The sequence below is a fragment of the Kitasatospora sp. Ki12 genome, assembly GCF_054601375.1.
Map to the genome: position 1 here is coordinate 483,657 of NZ_BAAIHT010000002.1, position 16,334 is coordinate 499,990.

General features: G+C 74.8%; 11 protein-coding genes and 1 pseudogene. 7 read left to right on the top strand and 5 right to left on the bottom strand.

Going from position 1 to position 16,334, the window contains the following annotated elements; translation table 11 throughout:
- Positions 1-69: 69 nt before the first annotated feature.
- Both ACYP53_RS19695 and ACYP53_RS19700 read right to left on the bottom strand, forming a co-directional pair.
- Positions 70-1,554, bottom strand: coding sequence for a sugar transferase (locus ACYP53_RS19695; RefSeq protein ID WP_229928431.1), 1,485 nt, complete (start codon positions 1,552-1,554; stop codon positions 70-72).
- Positions 1,555-2,243: 689 nt separating this feature from the next.
- Positions 2,244-5,021, bottom strand: a complete 2,778-nt coding sequence (locus ACYP53_RS19700) for a SpoIIE family protein phosphatase (protein WP_459648306.1) — start codon at positions 5,019-5,021, stop codon at positions 2,244-2,246.
- A gap of 188 nt (positions 5,022-5,209) precedes the next feature.
- Here ACYP53_RS19700 and ACYP53_RS19705 point away from each other — a divergent pair, with 188 nt between their 5' ends.
- From ACYP53_RS19705 to ACYP53_RS19715, 3 genes are all read left to right on the top strand, one after another.
- Entirely contained in the window at positions 5,210-5,743 is a 534-nt protein-coding gene (locus ACYP53_RS19705; RefSeq protein ID WP_459648307.1) for a pyridoxamine 5'-phosphate oxidase family protein, read from the top strand.
- Between the two features lie 57 nt (positions 5,744-5,800).
- A complete protein-coding gene (locus ACYP53_RS19710) occupies positions 5,801-6,814 on the top strand; it encodes a helix-turn-helix transcriptional regulator (protein ID WP_459648308.1) in 1,014 nt (337 codons plus the stop codon).
- 254 nt (positions 6,815-7,068) lie between these two features.
- The gene (locus ACYP53_RS19715; protein ID WP_459648309.1) at positions 7,069-7,581 is read left to right on the top strand and encodes a hypothetical protein; all 513 of its coding nucleotides are present in this window, start codon (positions 7,069-7,071) and stop codon (positions 7,579-7,581) included.
- Between the two features lie 68 nt (positions 7,582-7,649).
- Here ACYP53_RS19715 and ACYP53_RS19720 read toward each other — a convergent pair whose 3' ends face one another.
- Entirely contained in the window at positions 7,650-8,825 is a 1,176-nt protein-coding gene (locus tag ACYP53_RS19720; RefSeq protein ID WP_459648310.1) for a helix-turn-helix domain-containing protein, read from the bottom strand.
- A gap of 283 nt (positions 8,826-9,108) precedes the next feature.
- On the opposite strand from ACYP53_RS19720, the gene ACYP53_RS19725 reads away from it, so the two are divergent.
- The 3 genes and pseudogenes from ACYP53_RS19725 (at position 9,109) to ACYP53_RS19735 (ending at position 12,430) form a co-directional block, all read left to right on the top strand.
- The gene (locus ACYP53_RS19725) at positions 9,109-10,401 is read left to right on the top strand and encodes a L,D-transpeptidase (RefSeq protein WP_459648311.1); all 1,293 of its coding nucleotides are present in this window, start codon (positions 9,109-9,111) and stop codon (positions 10,399-10,401) included.
- Positions 10,402-10,504: 103 nt separating this feature from the next.
- Positions 10,505-10,603: pseudogene (locus tag ACYP53_RS19730) on the top strand (ABC transporter); the annotation flags it as partial.
- Between the two features lie 132 nt (positions 10,604-10,735).
- Positions 10,736-12,430 carry a DUF885 domain-containing protein gene (locus ACYP53_RS19735; protein ID WP_459648312.1) on the top strand — a complete coding sequence of 565 codons (1,695 nt, stop codon included), beginning with the start codon at positions 10,736-10,738 and terminating at the stop codon, positions 12,428-12,430.
- Positions 12,431-12,547: 117 nt separating this feature from the next.
- Here ACYP53_RS19735 and ACYP53_RS19740 read toward each other — a convergent pair whose 3' ends face one another.
- Positions 12,548-13,438, bottom strand: coding sequence for an alpha/beta fold hydrolase (locus ACYP53_RS19740; RefSeq protein ID WP_459648313.1), 891 nt, complete (start codon positions 13,436-13,438; stop codon positions 12,548-12,550).
- A 110-nt stretch (positions 13,439-13,548) separates the two neighbouring features.
- On the opposite strand from ACYP53_RS19740, the gene ACYP53_RS19745 reads away from it, so the two are divergent.
- Entirely contained in the window at positions 13,549-15,498 is a 1,950-nt protein-coding gene (locus tag ACYP53_RS19745) for a BTAD domain-containing putative transcriptional regulator (protein ID WP_459648314.1), read from the top strand.
- A gap of 57 nt (positions 15,499-15,555) precedes the next feature.
- Here the strand turns inward: ACYP53_RS19745 and ACYP53_RS19750 are convergent, their stop codons facing one another.
- Positions 15,556-16,188, bottom strand: coding sequence for a hypothetical protein (locus tag ACYP53_RS19750; RefSeq protein ID WP_459648315.1), 633 nt, complete (start codon positions 16,186-16,188; stop codon positions 15,556-15,558).
- Positions 16,189-16,334: the final 146 nt, after the last annotated feature.

Genomic DNA, 16,334 nt, shown 5'->3' on the forward strand with positions numbered 1-16,334 from the left:
CCTTGTGGCCGGCCCTCCGCGCGCCCATCGGACGACGCCCCCCTCGTCGGTTCCTTCGCGTCCTTCGCATCAGTACGCCCCCTGGCCCTGGAGCACCGCACGCAGCGTCTTCCAGAGGATCACCGTGTCCAGGGCGAGCGACCAGTCCTCCACGTACCGCAGGTCCAGCCGGACCGCCTCCTCCCACGGCAGGTCGCTGCGCCCGCTGATCTGCCACAGGCCGGTGAGCCCGGGCTTGACGAGCAGCCGCCGCCGGATCTCCGGGCCGTACGCGGCGGACTCCTCCGGCAGCGGCGGCCGCGGGCCGACCAGCGACATCGAGCCGGTGAGCACGTTGACGAGCTGCGGGAGCTCGTCGAGCGAGTACCGGCGCAGCACCCCGCCCACCCGGGTCACCCGCGGATCCCGGCGGAGCTTGAACAGCAGTCCGGCGCCCTCGTTGCGGTCGGCCAGTTCGGCCCGGGCCCGGTCCGCCCCGGCGACCATGGTGCGGAACTTGACCAGGGTGAACTCGCGGCCGTCCTTGCCCACCCGGTGCTGCCGGTAGAACGCCCCGCCCCTGCTGTCCAGCAGCACGAGCAGCCCGACGCCCACCATCAGCGGCGCGAACAGCACCAGCAGGAAGGCGGCGCCCAGCCGGTCGACGACCTCCTTGACCGCCCGGCGGCCGCCGGTGAAGGCCGGCATGCTGACCCGCAGCATCGGGATCCCGAGCACCGCGTCGACGTGCAGCCGCGGGCCGGCCACCTCCATCAGCACGGGCGCGACGACCATCTCGGCGTCGCCGCCTTCGAGGTCCCAGGCCAGCCGCTGCAGCCGGTCCGGCGTCCAGTACGGGTCGGGGGTGATCGCGAGGACGCGGTAGCCGTCCCGGCGGACGTGGGTGGCGACGTCCGTCAGCCGGCCGACGACCGGCACGCCGTAGAGCCGGTCACCGCCCAGCCCGAGGGCGTACGGCGTGCAGACCGCCTCCACCCGCCAGCCGAGGTGCGGGAACTTGCGGGTCCGGGTGATCAGGTCGCGCACGGTGGCCGGGCTCCCGGCGGCGAGCACCGGGCGCAGGCACCGCCCTTCCTTGCGCTGTTTGTGCAGCCACAGCCGCAGCAGATAGCGCTCGGTCATGGTGACGAGCGTGATCGCCGGAATGGCGACGAAGATCCAGAGTTTGATGTTGTGCGAGGTGAGGGCGATTCCGCCGAGTGCGAGGACGACGGCCGCCGTGAACAGCGAGCGTCCGAGCCGCCGGAATTCCTCGGCACCCTGGCCGAGAACGGCCGGGGCCCACGACCGGGTCATGCCGAGTGCCCCCACCACCAGCAGTTCGGTGCCGAAGGCGAGAATTCCCCATTTCTCGTGCCAGCTGGCCGCGTCCCGGACCCCGAAGAATCCGCCGATGGCCGCTACCACGAACGCGGTGGCCACGGTGTCGCTGATGATCACGGTACGGCGGTACTGCTGCTCCCAGTCGCTCTCGGGCCGGCCGAGCGACCCGTTCCCCCGACGCCCCCGCGCCGGTCGAAACGGGACGGCTAACTCTCCTTCCCCCTGCTCCACGGCCCCCGTCAAGTCACCAGTGGGTTCGACGTGTTCGCTCCACACGATTCCTCCCCCCGGGAGGCTCGCGCCTCCCGCACTGATCCTCCCCTTCGGGAGGTCCCGCCTCCCCGACCGCGCTGTTCCTACCGCCGGGAGGCCCCCGCCTCCCGCGCATGGCGAACCGGCTCTTGCAGCGCTACGTGAACATCCCGCCCGGATCCCGGAGGACTCGTCCGTCCCACCGGAATCCCGCGTCACACGGGAAACCGCCGACGGCTGCTCTCCGTCTTCGAATTCCCCGCGCGGGCGCCGGAAATCGATCACCCCACGCCTACCGCCGGAGACACGAAAACCACTGCCCGCGGCAATGGACCCGTAGATCATCGATCATCGCCGGCGCCCTGCCGTGCGAAGTGAAAGTCAATCTAGAGCATCCGGGGCACCGAAAGAGTGGGATGTGTGAAATGCGTGCACGAGATTTGAAAGTGGATCTACGAATGATGATCGTCGATGAACACCACGGGAACGGCGGGATGCGCCGTGACCTGTACGGACGGCGCCCTCCGGGCGGAGCGGACCCGGGAAGTCCGCCGGCCGGAGGATCACCTTCGGAGGGCCGGATCCGGCCATCGGAAGGCTTGTCGTGACCGGTCCAGGACCCCGCGACGACGCGAACCGGATGCCCCGGTTCCGCGACCCCGTGCCGGCTACCCCTCGCCCGGCAGGGCCGGCGCGGCCGCCGGACGCAGGACCTGCTCGGCCCAGATGATCTTGCCGTCCGGGGTGTAGCGGACGCCCCAGCGTTCGGCGAGCCGGGCGATCAGGAACAGTCCGCGGCCGCCCTCGTCCTCGTCGGCCGCGTAGCGCAGGTGCGGGGCGGTGCTGCCGGCGTCCGAGACCTCGCAGATCAGGGTGCGGTCGTACAGCAGCCGCACCGTGATCGGTGCGGTCGCGTAGCGGATCGCGTTGGTCACCAGCTCGCTGAGCACCAGTTCGGTGACGAAGGCGGCCTCGTCCAGGCCCCACACGGTGAGCTGCCGGGCGGCCTCGGCCCGGACCCGGGCCACCTCCGCCGGATCCGCGGCCACCTCCCACTCGGCCCTGCGGTCGGGTGCCAGCACGCGGGTCCGGGCGACCAGCAGGGCGATGTCGTCGGCCTGGCGGGCGGGCGGCAGGGCGCCGAGCACGGCATCGCAGACCTCCTCGGGCGACCGGCCCGGGTGGGCCAGGGAGGCCATCAGGAGGTCCAGGCCGACGCCGATGTCACGGGTGCGGTCCTCGACCAGGCCGTCGGTGTAGAGGACCAGGCTGCTCCCCTCCGGCAGCCGCACCCGCGCGGCTTCGAAAGGCATGCCGCCCAGGCCGAGCGGCGGACCGGCGGGCAGGTCCAGCAGCATCGCCGTGCCGTCCGGGAGCAGGACCGCGGGCGGGGGATGGCCGGCCCGGGCCATGACGCAGGTGGCGGCGGTGGGGTCGTAGATGGCGTAGAGGCAGGTGGCGCCGGTGATCCCGGGCGCCCCCTCGACCGCGGCCGTCTCCTGGTCGATGTGGGCGACCAGTTCGTCCAGGTGCCCGAGCAGCTCGTCCGGCGGCAGGTCGAGGGTGGAGAAGTTCTGGACCGCCGTGCGCAGCCGGCCCATGGTCGCGGCCGCGTGCAGGCCGTGGCCGACCACGTCGCCGACGACGAGCGCCACCCGGGTGCCCGACAGCGGGATGACGTCGAACCAGTCGCCGCCGACCCCCGCCTGGGCCGGCAGGTAGCGGTAGGCGACGTCCAGGGCGTTCTGCTCGGGCAGGGCGCGCGGCAGGAGGCTGTGCTGCAGGGTGACGGCCATCGTGTGCTCGCGGGTGAAGCGGCGGGCGTTGTCGACGGACACGGCGGCCCGGGCGGCCAGCTCCTCGGCCAGGGACAGGTCCTCCTCCTCGAACGGGCCGCTGTCCCGGCCGCGCCAGAAGCAGGCGATCCCCGTCAGCACGCCCCGCGCCGTCAGCGGCACGGCGATCATCGACGCCAGCCCGAACTCCAGCACCGCCCGGGTGCGCTCGGCGTCCTGCATCCGCCAGCCGACGTCGGTCGCGAGCTCGGGCACCAGCGCGGAGTGCCCGCTGACGAAGCCCGCCGCCTGCGGGGAGCTCCCGACCCACCGGACCAGTTCCCCCTGGGGGTACAGCGGCGAATCGTCCCGGCTGCCGGTGACCGCCACCCGTCGCAGCTCCACCGGCGCCCCGGCCGCCGGCGCGGTCGGCTCCTCGCCGCGCAGGACCTCGTCGGCGAGGTCGACGGTGGCGTAGTCGCAGAACTCCCGGGCGGCCATCGCGGCGAGCTCCTCGGCGGTGCGCCGCACGTCCAGGGTCGTACCGATGGCGACGCTCGCGTCGTACAGCAGCCGCAGCCGGCCGCGGGCGACCTCGGCCTTCCCGGAGAGGGCGACCAGCTCGGTGGAGTCGCGCAGGGTGGTGACGCTGCCGGACAGAGCACCCCTGCTGTCGATGGGCCGGTTGTTGACGGCCAGCAACCGCTCACCGACCGGGAGCACCTCGTCGGTGACCGCGCGGCCGGAGGTCAGCAGGTCGGTCGTCCGGGAGCCCAGGCCGAGGCCGGTGACGGCGCGCCCCTCCGCGTCCGGGGGAAGGTCGAGCAGCCGGCGCGCCTCGTCGTTGGCCAGCAGCACCCGGCCGTCGCCGCCGACGATGGCGACGCCCTCGCGCACCGCGTGCAGCACCGCGTCGTGGTGCTCGTACATCCGGGTCATCTCCTCCGGCCCCAGGCCGTGGGTCTGCCGCAGCAGGCGCCTGCCCACCAGCGCCGTGCCGCCCGTGGCCAGGCCGAGCGCGACGGCGCCGGCGCCCAGCACGACCGGCAGCTGCCGGTCGACGGCGCTGCTGACGTTGGCGACCTTCATCCCGGACGACACGATGCCCACGACTGCGCCGCGGTCGTCCTCCACCGGAACCACGACCTGGTACTCCCGGCCGAGCGGGCCGCGCACCTGCTCGACGGTGACCCGGCCCTCCAGCGACGGCCCGATGGTGCCGACGAACTTCTTGCCGATCTGCTCGGGCTGGGGGTGGGTGTAGCGGATGCCGTTCCGGTCGGTCACCACGATGAAGTCGACCCGGGCGGCCTTGCGGGCCGCCTCGGTCAGCGGCTGGAGCACCGCGCTGGGGTCGGGGCCCCGCATCACGGCCACCAGACCGGGCCCGTGGGCGAACGCCTCGGCCGCGGCGAGCGAGCGGTCACGCGCCGCGTCGTACCGGTCACTGCGGGACTGGATCAGCAGCGCGACCACGGCCGCCACCACGAGCAACAGCACGATCGACACCTGCAGGACGAACATCTGCCCGGCGACGCTGCGGATGCCCGTCACGGACCGCAGGCGCCGCTCCGCCGGCTCCCCCGGGCCCGCGCGCGGCTCCCGCCGGCCACGACCGCCACCCGCCCGGCGTCGCGGCAGCCCGGGCGAGGAGCGCGTGTCTCTCGCCATACACCCATGATCCCCCCTGCCGCGACCGGGACATCCGCGCCGCCCGCGCGATCCGCGCCGCCCGCGCGATCCGCGGCGGGCCGGCGCACCGTGGAAACACGACAGCGGATGTCGGGATTCGCGGAGACAGTGGGAGACGACAGCGGTACGGACGGCAGCGGTACGGACAAGAACGGCAAGGACCCCTCATGCGCGAAACACCCGACGAACTCCGCCGGCTGCAGGCCCTCCTCGACGCCTCGCTCGCCGGCTCCACGGCGCACCTGCGGTCGATCATCAGCAGCGAGCGCACGCTCACCGCCGAGCAGCTCACCCGGGTGCTCACCGGCATGTGCACGCTCGCGCTGTCCACCGTGACGGCGAAGGGCGAGCCGCGGATCAGCGGCGCGGACGGCCACTTCCTGCACGGTGCCTGGCACTTCGGCACCGCGCGCACCGCCGCCAAGGCCCGGCACCTCGCCGCCCGGCCCGCCGCCAGCGTCGCCCACCTGCGCGGAGAGGACCTGGGTGTGTTCACCCACGGCACCGTGGAGGTCCTCAACCCCCTCGACGGCGAACCGGCCGCCGACTGGCCCGACCTGCTCGCGTACTTCCAGGACTTCTACGGCGCCGACACCTTCGACTGGGACAACGACGTGGTCTACTACCGGCTGCACCCGCACTGGATGGCCGTGTTCGCCCCCGACTTCGCCAAGCTCGTCGGGGAGGCCGACGACAGCTGACCCGGGGCGGCCGGGGAGAATCACGCCGATACGGCGGGCGGGGGGGGGAGGAGCGACATGCGGGCGAGCCGGGCCATCGCGCTGCTGCTGCTCCTCCAGGCCCGGCGGACGATGACCGCCCCGGAGCTCGCCGCCGAGCTGGAGGTCTCCGAGCGCACAGTGCAGCGGGACGTCGCCGCACTGGCCGAGGCCGGGGTGCCGGTGTACGCCGAACGCGGCCGCGGCGGCGGCTACCGGCTCGTCGACGGCTACCGCACCCGCCTCACCGGGCTCGAACGCACCGAGGCCGAGGTCCTGCACCTGGCCGCCCTCCCCGGCCCGCTGCGCGCCATGGGTCTGGCCGGCCAGGCCCTCGCCGCCCGGCTGAAGGTCGCCGCCGTCCTGGGCGACGCCCCCGCGGCCGCCGCCCAGCGGTTCCATCTCGACGCACCGGCCTGGTTCCGCGAGGCCGAGACCCCGCCGCTGCTCCCCGAGGTGTCGCGCGCCGTGTGGGAGGACCGCGTGCTCCAGGCCCGGTATGCCGCGCGCGGCGGCACCCGGGACCGGCGTCTGGAGCCGTACGGCCTGGTCCTGAAGGCCGGGCAGTGGTACGTGGCGGCGCGCGGCCCGTCCGGCCGGATCGGCTCGTACCGCGTCGACCGCTTCGAGAGCGCCGAGGCCGGCGACGAACGGTTCGAGCGCGACCCGGGGTTCGACCTCGCCGGCCACTGGGCCGCGGCGGCACGGGAGTTCACCCGCGCGCTGCTGCGCGAGCGGGCCGTGGTGCGGCTGAGCCCGCTCGCCGTGGCGAACCTCGCCGACCTGCTGGAACCGACCGCCGCCACCGACGCCCTCGCCACCGCGGGCCCCCCGGACGCCGACGGCTGGGTCACCGTGGCCCTGCCGGTCGAGAACTGGGACATCGGCTACCTCGAACTCCTTCGCCTCGGCCCGGAGGCCGAGGTCCTCGACCCGCCCGCGCTCCGGGCCCGCCTGGCCGAGGCGACCCGCCGCGCCGCCGGCCTCTACGCGGCACCCGGCGACACCCCCCGCGCCGGACACCCCGACCGCACCCCCACCGCCGACACCTGACCCGCGCACACCGGCGCCGTCGACCCTGGGGAGCCGGACGGGTGAATCCTGCCGGGCAAGCAGGTGGCGACCGCGATCACGCGGACGGCCCAACCCCTGCTGTTCGTGGACGACCGGAGCCCTTGTGGCACAAGTCCGACCGGCCTCTCCCGGGATCCGGCGCCGGGGCCCCGCGGCCGTCCCGGCCGCCTCACCCGGTGTGATCGACTTCCGCTGGATTCGGGCGACCGGCCCGAAGCAGCCGAGGAGAACCGATGCTCCCCACCCTTCCCGCCAAGCGCACCCTCGCCCTCGTCCTGGCCGCCACGGCCGTCGGCACGGCCGCCGCGATCAGCGTGCCCGCCATGGCGAGCGACAGTCCGCAGGAGAGCAAGACCCGCTCCACCCGGGCGGCCCAGGTACCGGACATGACGTTCGACTACACCGGCTCCGACACCCTGTCCGGGCCTCCGGCGCTCGGCGTCCCCTACGGCAACCGCGCCAAGGCCAACGACGTCGACGGGCACCAGATCAGCACCGCCTACGGCAACTGCGTCAAGGACGAGATCGGCTCGACCCAGGACCAGGTGCTCTGCAGCACCGTGCTCAAGTTCACCGACGGCGCTCAGATCGCCATCACCAGCGTGCGGCCCACCGCCCACCCGGGCGCGGAACTCCGGGACTTCGACGCGATCGTCACCGGCGGCACCCTCAGGTACGAGGGCCTCACCGGGTCAGCGCGCTTCACCCCCCGCAGCGTCGGCGTCTACGACGTCAGCTTCAGCTGACCCACCCGGCTCCTCCACCGGCCCCGACCACCTGACCCCGAATCACCGGGGCAGGGGCCGGGGTGCCGTCACCCCCGGGGAACTCTCGGCTCCCAGGCCGTCCCGCCGTTCGGGTAGACGTACAGCGGCCGGCCCTTGACCGCGCTGGTGCGGAACGGGGTGCCGTGGCCCGGGTCGGCGGTGACCGTCCCCTTCCGGGTGCCGGTGGTCCACTCCAGCTCCAGGTACCAGCTGACGTCGTGGGAGGTGGTCTCGGCGTCGACCGCGATGACCACCGGGTCGCTCTCGCTCACCCTGAGCGGCAGGCCGGTGCTGCCGTCGGACACGACCGGAACGGGGTGGGCCGCGTCCAGGTCGACGTCGTACGCGTGGAGGCCGATCCCACCGCCGCAGCCCTCGCCCACGGCGTAGACGTTCCAGGCGAGGGGCGCCGCGACCCGGGTGACCCGGACGTTGATGCCCGTCAGCAGCACGGGCTCCCGACCGGTGCCCTGCACGGTGAGCTTGACCGACTGGTAGTGGCCGGGCACCGCGCCGACCTGGGAGACCCAGCCCGCCACGTCCGGTACGGCGGGCGGCCAGGGGACCTCGGACGGCGGGCGGTCGACCAGGTACTGGTCGCACTGACTGCCCCAGCCGGAGGGGTGGACGGAGACGGTGACCGGGGCGCTGATGCTCGGGTCCGCCCCGGCGGCCGTCCCGGACGGGCTCGCCCCGGCGGCGGCCGCGGACACCGACGGGGACCGGGATGCGGACAGGGACGGCGACGGGGCTCCGGCGGACGGCCGGACGTCGGCGGCGCGGGCGGAGTCGGCGCCGGCCTGGTCGGTCTTCAGGCCGATGACGACGATCCCGACGGCGGCCAGCACCGCGATGGCCGTCGCCGCGGCGAGGGCGCCCCAACGGCGGGCGCGCCGCCTCGGCGCCACCCCGGGGGCACGGTCCGGTGCGGGCGTCGCCGCCGCGGGCTCGGGCGTTTCGGGGGCGGCGGCCGGCTTGCTCCCCCGTACCGCGCGGGCGACGACCCACAGCCGGTACAGCTCGACGCGTTCCTCCGGCGTCGCCTCGCACAGCTGTGAGAGCCGCTCCAGCGGAGCGAACTCCGTCGGCATCACATCGCCGTTGCAGTAGCGGTGCAGGGCCGAGGTGCTCAGGTGCAACCGCTTCGCCAGCGCACCGTAACTGAGTCCCGACCGGCTCTTCAGCTCCCGCAGCAGCTGCGCGACCTCCTCCGTCTCCCTCAACGTCTCCCCGATTCCCTTCGGCACTGTTCTTCCACCCGCACGTGGCCCCCGTCGTGACCGCGCCCCGTCCCGTAGCAGCCGGACGACCACGGAACGGCCCCGGCAGACAGCACGCGGGACGCCGTCCCATGGTTCCCCCGTCCCGCGAAAGCGTCCCAGCGATCTTTCGTCTCCGCAGCTCAGCGTAGGTGGGGGCGTCCCAGCATCCCTGATCGGGGGTCCACCGTTGCGGCTGGGACGAGCCGCCGGAGAACCTGCCGTCGAACACCGAGAAGGAGCAACTGTGAGCACTGTTCAGGCGGCCCGCGCCGCGATACGCACCGACCGTTTCAACCGTGGCGCGGTGGCCCTGACGATGGGTGGGGTCCTGCTGATGACCGCCGCCTGCGGCGACGGCCAGGACAAGGGCGGCGACGCGGCCGCGACGGCGGGCGCCACCGCCTCCTCCTCCGCCGCCCCCGGCGGCACCGGCGGGACCGGCGGCACCGGCGGGACCGGCGGCACCGAGGCGGCCACGACGCCGAAGACCTCGGCCGCGGTGCTGAACGTCGAGCCGAAGGACGGGGCGCAGGGCGTCGCGCCGAACGCGCTCCAGGTGTCCGTCACCAAGGGCAAGCTCACCACGGTCGAGGTGACCGACAAGAACGGCAAGCCCGTCCAGGGGGCGATCTCCCCGGACGGCTCCGGCTGGAAGCCCGCCGCCGGGCTCGCCCCGGGCACCGCGTACACGGTGAACGCCCAGGCGACGGACGCCGACGGCCTGGTGGCCGCGGCCACCTCCGCCTTCACCACCGTCGCGTCCGGCAAGCAGGTCTCCACCAACGACAACATCGCCGACGGCCAGACCTACGGCGTGGGCATGATCGTCAAGGTGGACTTCAGCTCGAAGATCGTGAACAAGGAGGCCGTCGCCAAGGCGATCACCTTCGAGGCGGACAACGGCACCGAGGTGAAGGGCCACTGGTTCGGCGACAACCGGCTGGACTTCCGGCCGGCCGAGCCCTGGAAGCCGGGCACCAAGGTGACCATCCACTACCGGCTGAAGGGCGTCGAGGTCACCCCGGGCGTCTGGGGCGACGTCGACAAGGACGAGCCGTTCACCATCGGCCGCTCCCAGGTCTCCACCGCGGACGCCGCCACGCACCAGCTCACGATCGTGCGCGACGGCAAGACCACCACCGTGCCCGCCACCCTCGGCGACGCGCAGCACGCCTCGTGGGGCGGCACGATGGTGATCATGTCCAAGGAGAAGGTCACCCACATGAACTCCCAGACCGTCGGCATGGGCAGCGAGTACGACATCCCCGCCGCCCCCCACGCGATGCGGCTGACCACGTCCGGCACCTACCTCCACGGCAACTTCTGGTACAAGGGCGACCCGTTCGGCAAGGAGAACACCAGCCACGGCTGCGTAGCGCTCAAGGACGTGGAGGGCGGCAGCGACACCTCCGTCGCGGGGTCCTTCTACAACAGCTCGCTGATCGGCGACATCGTCACGATCGTGAACTCGAAGGAGAAGACCGTCGCCCCCGACAACGGCCTCGGCGGCTGGAACCTCCCCTGGGCGAAGTGGTAGCACCCGCCCCGCAGCCCCTCCGCACCCCACAGCCCACCGGCCGCCCCGATCCCCCGGGGCGGCCGGTCCCGTGGCGAGGCGGAGCGGGGAGGCGACCGGCCCCGGCGTGCGCCGGACCGACTGGCGGGACCTCGAACTCGTCGACCACTGGCGCCGCTACCCGGAACGCCCCGAGGCCTACCTGCGCCACATCGCCGGCTGATCCCCGAGTCCCCTGGTGCCCTCCGGCGGAACCGTCATCCTGCGCGGAAGTCGCCGAACCACGCGACGTACCGGGCCGCCCCGGCACAGGATGGGTACCGCCCCGGCCGGGGCCGGAACGGAGAACGACCGAATGGACGACGCCTTGATGACTGCCCGACGGATCGCCGACGACCACGTGGCCCGGGTCGCCGCCCACGATCCCGTCACCTCCGCGCTCCTGGGCCTGGCCCCGGGCGACGACCGGATGCCCGACCTCTCCCCCGACGGGATCGAGCAGGAGGCCGGGCTCGCCCGCGAGACGCTGGTGCGGCTCGACGCCCTGCCCGGGGCCGGGCCCGACGCGGATCCTGCGGAGCTCGCGTGCGCCCGGCTGCTGCGGGAGCGGCTGGCGGCCGAGCTGCGGGTGCACGAGGCCGGTGAGCACTTCCGGGCCGTACGGAACCTGCACGCGCCGGTGCACCAGCTCCGGAACCTCTTCACGATGATGCCCACCGGCACCGACGAGGACTGGGCCCCGGTGCTCGTCCGGCTGCGGGACCTGCCCGCCGCGCTGGACGGCTACCGGGCCACGCTGGCCGCCGGCGTCGGCCGCGGACTGCTCGCCGCGCCCCGGCAGGCCGACGTGCTCGCCGCGCAGCTGACCGCGTGGACCGGGGAGCCGGCCGGCGGCCCCGGCTGGTTCGCCGAGTTCGTCGCCCCCGCGCCGCAGCGGCTGCGTGCCGAGCTGGACGCGGCCGCCGGCGGGGCGACCGCCGCCGTGGCCGCGTTCCGGGACTGGCTCCGCGAGGACTACCGCTCCGCCGCGCAGGGCACGCCGGACGCCGTCGGCCGCGAGCGCTACCAGGCCCTGGCCCGGCTGTACACCGGCGCCGACCTGGACCTCGACCAGACCTCGGACTGGGCCTGGGAGGAGTTCCACCGGGTCTGGGCGCAGCTGCGCGCCGAGGCCGACCGGGTGCTGCCCGGCGCCACCGTCCAGCAGGCCCGGGCCCACCTGGACCGGCACGGGCACACCGTGCAGGGCGCCGAGCGGATGTGCGCCTGGCTGCAGGAGCTCACCGAGGCCGCGATCGACGGCCTCGACGGGCACCACTTCGACATCACCGGACCGCTGCGGCGGGTCGAGACCCGGGTCGCGCCGGCCGGCAGCGCGGCCGCACCCCACTACCGCGGCCCGAGCCTCGACTTCAGCCGCCCCGGCTGCACCTACCTGCCCGTGGCCAACGGCGACGCCCAGGAGCGGTTCCGCTCCTGGCGCCTGGTCAGCACCTGGTACCACGAGGGCGTGCCCGGCCACCACCTGCAGCTCGCCTCCTGGACGGCGGCGGCGGAGGAGCTGTCCCGCTACCAGGTCACCCTCGGCAAGATCAGCGCCAACGTGGAGGGCTGGGCCCTGTACGCGGAGCGCCTGATGGACGAGCTCGGCTTCCTCTCCGACCCCGGACGCCGGCTCGGCTACCTCGGCAAGCAGATGATGCGCACCGTCCGCGTGATCATCGACATCGGCATGCACCTGGAGAGCGTCATCCCGGCCGGCTCCCCGTTCCACCCGGGCGAGCGCTGGACCCCTGAGCTGGCCACCGCCTTCATGGCCGAGTACGCGGGGATGCCGCCCGCGCTGCTGGAGAGCGAGATCCTCCGCTACCTCGGCCGCCCCGGCCAGGCCATCGGCTACAAGCTCGGCGAACGCGCCTGGCTGGCGGGCCGCGAGGCCGCCCGCCGCCGCCAGGGCGCCGACTTCGACCTCAAGCGCTGGCACATGAAGGCCCTGCGGCAGGGCTCCCTGGGCCTGGACGACCTGGAGGCGGCCCTGGCGGTCCTGTGACGCGGGAGAGTGACCTCGGCAGAGTGACGGGGCAGAGTGACGCGGCGGGCACCGCACGCGGACGGGCCCCGGCCCGGTGCGCGACCGCACCGGGCCGGGGTGAGCCCCGGCGCCTCCTCAGCGGGCCAGCAGGTCCCTGATCGCCGCCACGATCTCCTCCGGCGCCTCCTCCGCCATGAAGTGCCCCGCCCGGGTCAGCCGGTGGTCGAGGTCCGGTGCCCAGGCCTTCCACAGCCCCGCGGCGTCGAAGCCCAACCGCGCGCCCCAGTCCTGCTGGACGACCGTCACGGGCATGGCCAGCTGCGATCCGGCGTCGAGGTCCGCCTGGTCGTGCCGCAGGTCGATGCCCGCCGAGGCCCGGAAGTCCGCGACGATCGACGTGACCGCCGCGGCGCTCGCCCGCAGGTACTCGGCGCGCACGTCCCGCGGCAGGGCGGCCGGGTCGCCGGCCCAGGCGTCGAGGAAGGAGCCGAAGAACGCGTCCGCGCTGTTGGCGATCAGCGTCTCCGGCAGGCCCGGCGGCTGCGCCATCAGGTAGAGGTGGTAGCCGACCGCCGCCGAGGTGCCGTGCAGGACGTTCCACATGTCGAGCGTCGGCACGATGTCGAGGACGCCCAGGTGCGTGACGGTCTCGGGGTGGTCCAGTCCGGCCCGGAAGGCGACCAGCGCGCCCCGGTCGTGGCCGACGAGGGCGAAGCGGTCGTGGCCGAGCGCCGCGGCGAGGGCCACCACGTCGGCGGCCATGGTGCGCTTGGCGTACACCTCGGGGCCGGTGGCGGCCGGCTTGTCGCTGGCACCGTAGCCGCGCAGGTCGGGGCAGATCACCGTGTGCTCGGCGGCGAGCCGCCCGGCCACGTGCCGCCACATCAGGTGGGTCTGGGGGAAGCCGTGCAGCAGCACGACCGGGCTGCCGCTGCCGCCGACGGCGGCGGTCAGCTCCGCACCGTCCGCGCCGGGCAGGCGCAGCAGGTCGAAGCCGGGAACGGTGGCGGGCGGGGTGGGCGTCACGGGGATCGTCCTCTCGGATCGGGAACGGACGTGACCAGCGTGCGCGACGGCGATCAGCAACCGATCAGTACGGTGCGGCCGCGGCCGGCCCGGGCACGGAGGATGGGGGCATGCGAATCGACGTACTCGGTGCCGTACGGGCCCTCCGCGACGACGGCGGCCCGGTGGACCTGGGCGGCCCCCGCCACCGTGAGGTGCTCGCCCGGCTCGTCGCCGCCGAGGGCCGGATGGTCACCACGGACACCCTGGTCGACGACCTGTGGGCCGATCCACCGGTGCGCGCGGTGGGCGCGCTGCGCACCTTCGTCGCCGCGCTGCGCCGCGCCCTCGAACCCGACCGGCCGCCGCGCGCCGCGCCGCGCGTCCTCGTCACCGAGGGGCCCGGGTACGCGCTGCGCCTGCCGCGCGAGGACGTGGACGTCCACCGCTTCCAGGACACTCTGGCCCGGGCCCGGCGCGACCCCGCCGCGTCGGCCGACCTGGGCGCGGCGCTCGCGGCCTGGCGCGGACCCGCCTACGCCGACGTGCCCGACTCCGACTGGGCCCGGCGGGAGCGGACCAGGCTGGAGGAGCTGAGGCTGGAGGCCGTGGAGCTGCGCGCCCGCCTCCTCCTCGACTCCGGGGAGGGGGCCGACCTCGTCGCGGAACTGGGCGCCCATGTCGCCGAACACCCGTGGCGCGAGCCTGCCTGGGGGCTGCTCACCCGGGCGCTGTACCGCGCGGGGCGGCGGGCCGACGCGCTGGCGACCCTCCGCCGCGCCCGCGCGATGCTCGTCGACCGGCTCGGGCTCGACCCCTCCGCCGAGCTCCGGCGGCTGGAGCAGTCCGTCCTGAGCGGGTCCGACCCGGCCGACGGCGCGGGTACCGGCCGGCCCGGCCCGGGTGTGCGGCTCGGCCCGCGCACCACGGTGGAGGTGGCCCGCGTCCTCGCCCTGGCGGGCGGCGACGCCCTCGTCCACTCCCGGCGCGACCGGCTCGCCGCCGTCCTGGCGGCGGAACGCACGGGGGACCCGGTGCTGACCGCCCGGGTCATCGGCGCCTACGACGTGCCCGCGCTCTGGAGCCGGGCCGACGACCCCGAGCAGTCCCGGGCCCTCGTCGCGGCCGCCGAACGGACCCTCACCGCCCTCACCCCACCCGCCGGCCACGACGGCCCCGCCGGGCTGTCCGCCCGGCTGCTGGCGACGATCGCCGTCGAGAGCCGCAGCGCCGACCTGTCCGGGCCTGAGCCGGACCGGGCGCGGCGGGCCGCACGGCAGGCCGAGGCACTGGCCCGGGGTCTGGCCGATCCCGGCCTGCTGGCCTTCGCCCTCAACGGGATGTTCCTGCAGTCCTTCGACCGCCCCGGCCTCGCCCGGGTCCGGGACGGGATCGGTGCCGAGATCCTCGACCTGGCCGACCGGCACGACCTTCCCCACTTCGCCGTCCTCGGCCGGCTGGTCCGCCTGCAGTCCGCCTCGGCCTTCGGCGACCTCGACGCCGCGACCGCGCACGCCGAGGCCGCCGAACGGCTCGCCGTCACCACCGAGGCGCCGCTCGTCCCCGTCCTCACCGAGTGGTTCCGGGCCCGGGCCGCCGCTGCCCGGAGCTCCGAACCCGGCGGGCCGACCGCCGCCACCGCCGCGGCGCGCTACCGCGCCGCCGAGGAAGCCCTCCGGACCGCCGGCATGCCGGGGCTGCACCGCGGACTCTTCCCGCTCGCCCTGCTGGGCCTGCGCCTGCTGCACGACCGGCCCGCGCCCACCGACCCGCGGCTCGACTGGGGCCCGTACCTGCCGTGGGCACGCCCCCTCGTCCTGCTGGCCCAGGACCGGGCCGACGAGGCCCGCACCGCCCTCGCCGCCCTGCCCGAACCGCCCCACGACCACCTCCAGGAAGCCCTGTGGTGCCTGACCGCCCGCGCCGCCGTACGCCTCGGCGAGCCCGCCGTCGCGGCCCGTGCCGCGGCCGCCCTGAGCGGGGCGCGCGCCGAACACGCCGGTGCCGCAAGCGGGATGCTGACCCTCGGCCCGGTGGCGGGCTACCTGACGGAGGCACAGGACTGCGCCGCGGCGGGGTGAGTGCCCGTCGGACGAACTGTCGGGCGGTCCCGGGTCACGCCGTCCGCGGCGCGCGGGTCAGTGGTTCCTCCACTCCTGGGAGGGAATCGGACCCTCCGAGGTGTCACCGAGGCGCTCAGTCCAGGCCGGGGCGGCGAGGACCGGCCGGGTGAGCAGGACGTCGCCGGCGCGCTGGACGCGCAGCAGCAGGCCGATCTCCCCGTAGCTGTACGTGGCCTCCTGGGAGACGCGGATCTCCTCGCCCAGGCCGCAGTCCCGGAGCTTGGCGAAGACCGCGTCCTCGGTCGCCGAGGGCACGCGTCCGGTCAGCGCCAGGCCCTCCCAGCGGACCTGCGGACCGAACCGGGCGTCGACGGCGACCGCGGCGAGCACACCGCCGAACCCGTGCCGGGCGAGGTACTCGTGGCCGTCGTCGGTCTCCCCCAGGAGGGAGCCCCCCGGCAGGTCCGGCGGTACGTCGTCCGCTCCGGCGGGGCGGAAGTAGGCCGTGAGCATGCTCCCCCACACCCGTCGGTCCGCAGGTGGGTAGGTCGCGAAGTCGCCGCCGCCGGAAGCGGGTTCGCGCCCCAGGGCGGCGCTGACCTGCCCGTGCGTCATACCGAACCGCAGCGGCCCCACCCCGACCAGCGGCGTGGCCTCCCACTGCTCGCGCTCGCCCTCCGCCAGCACCGACCAGATCGCATCCGACACTCGACTTCTCCCGTTGTCCGCCGCCGGCGCCGGCCGGGCGGCCGGGCACGGCCGGATGCTACGTGGCGGGTACGACAGCCGGTTACCGGGACGGAACACCGCTCGCCTTGGGCACTCCTCCGACCGGGCGCCGCCCGCCGCGCGGC

Bases quoted from the DNA above. Each gene is read 5' to 3' on its own strand.
- ACYP53_RS19735 (WP_459648312.1), top strand. From the start codon at position 10,736: ATGGACGACGCCTTGATGACTGCCCGACGGATCGCCGACGACCACGTG.
- ACYP53_RS19715 (WP_459648309.1), top strand. From the start codon at position 7,069: ATGCTCCCCACCCTTCCCGCCAAGCGCACCCTCGCCCTCGTCCTGGCC.
- ACYP53_RS19705 (WP_459648307.1), top strand. From the start codon at position 5,210: ATGCGCGAAACACCCGACGAACTCCGCCGGCTGCAGGCCCTCCTCGAC.
- ACYP53_RS19710 (WP_459648308.1), top strand. From the start codon at position 5,801: ATGCGGGCGAGCCGGGCCATCGCGCTGCTGCTGCTCCTCCAGGCCCGG.
- ACYP53_RS19745 (WP_459648314.1), top strand. From the start codon at position 13,549: ATGCGAATCGACGTACTCGGTGCCGTACGGGCCCTCCGCGACGACGGC.
- ACYP53_RS19700 (WP_459648306.1), bottom strand. From the start codon at position 5,021: ATGGCGAGAGACACGCGCTCCTCGCCCGGGCTGCCGCGACGCCGGGCG.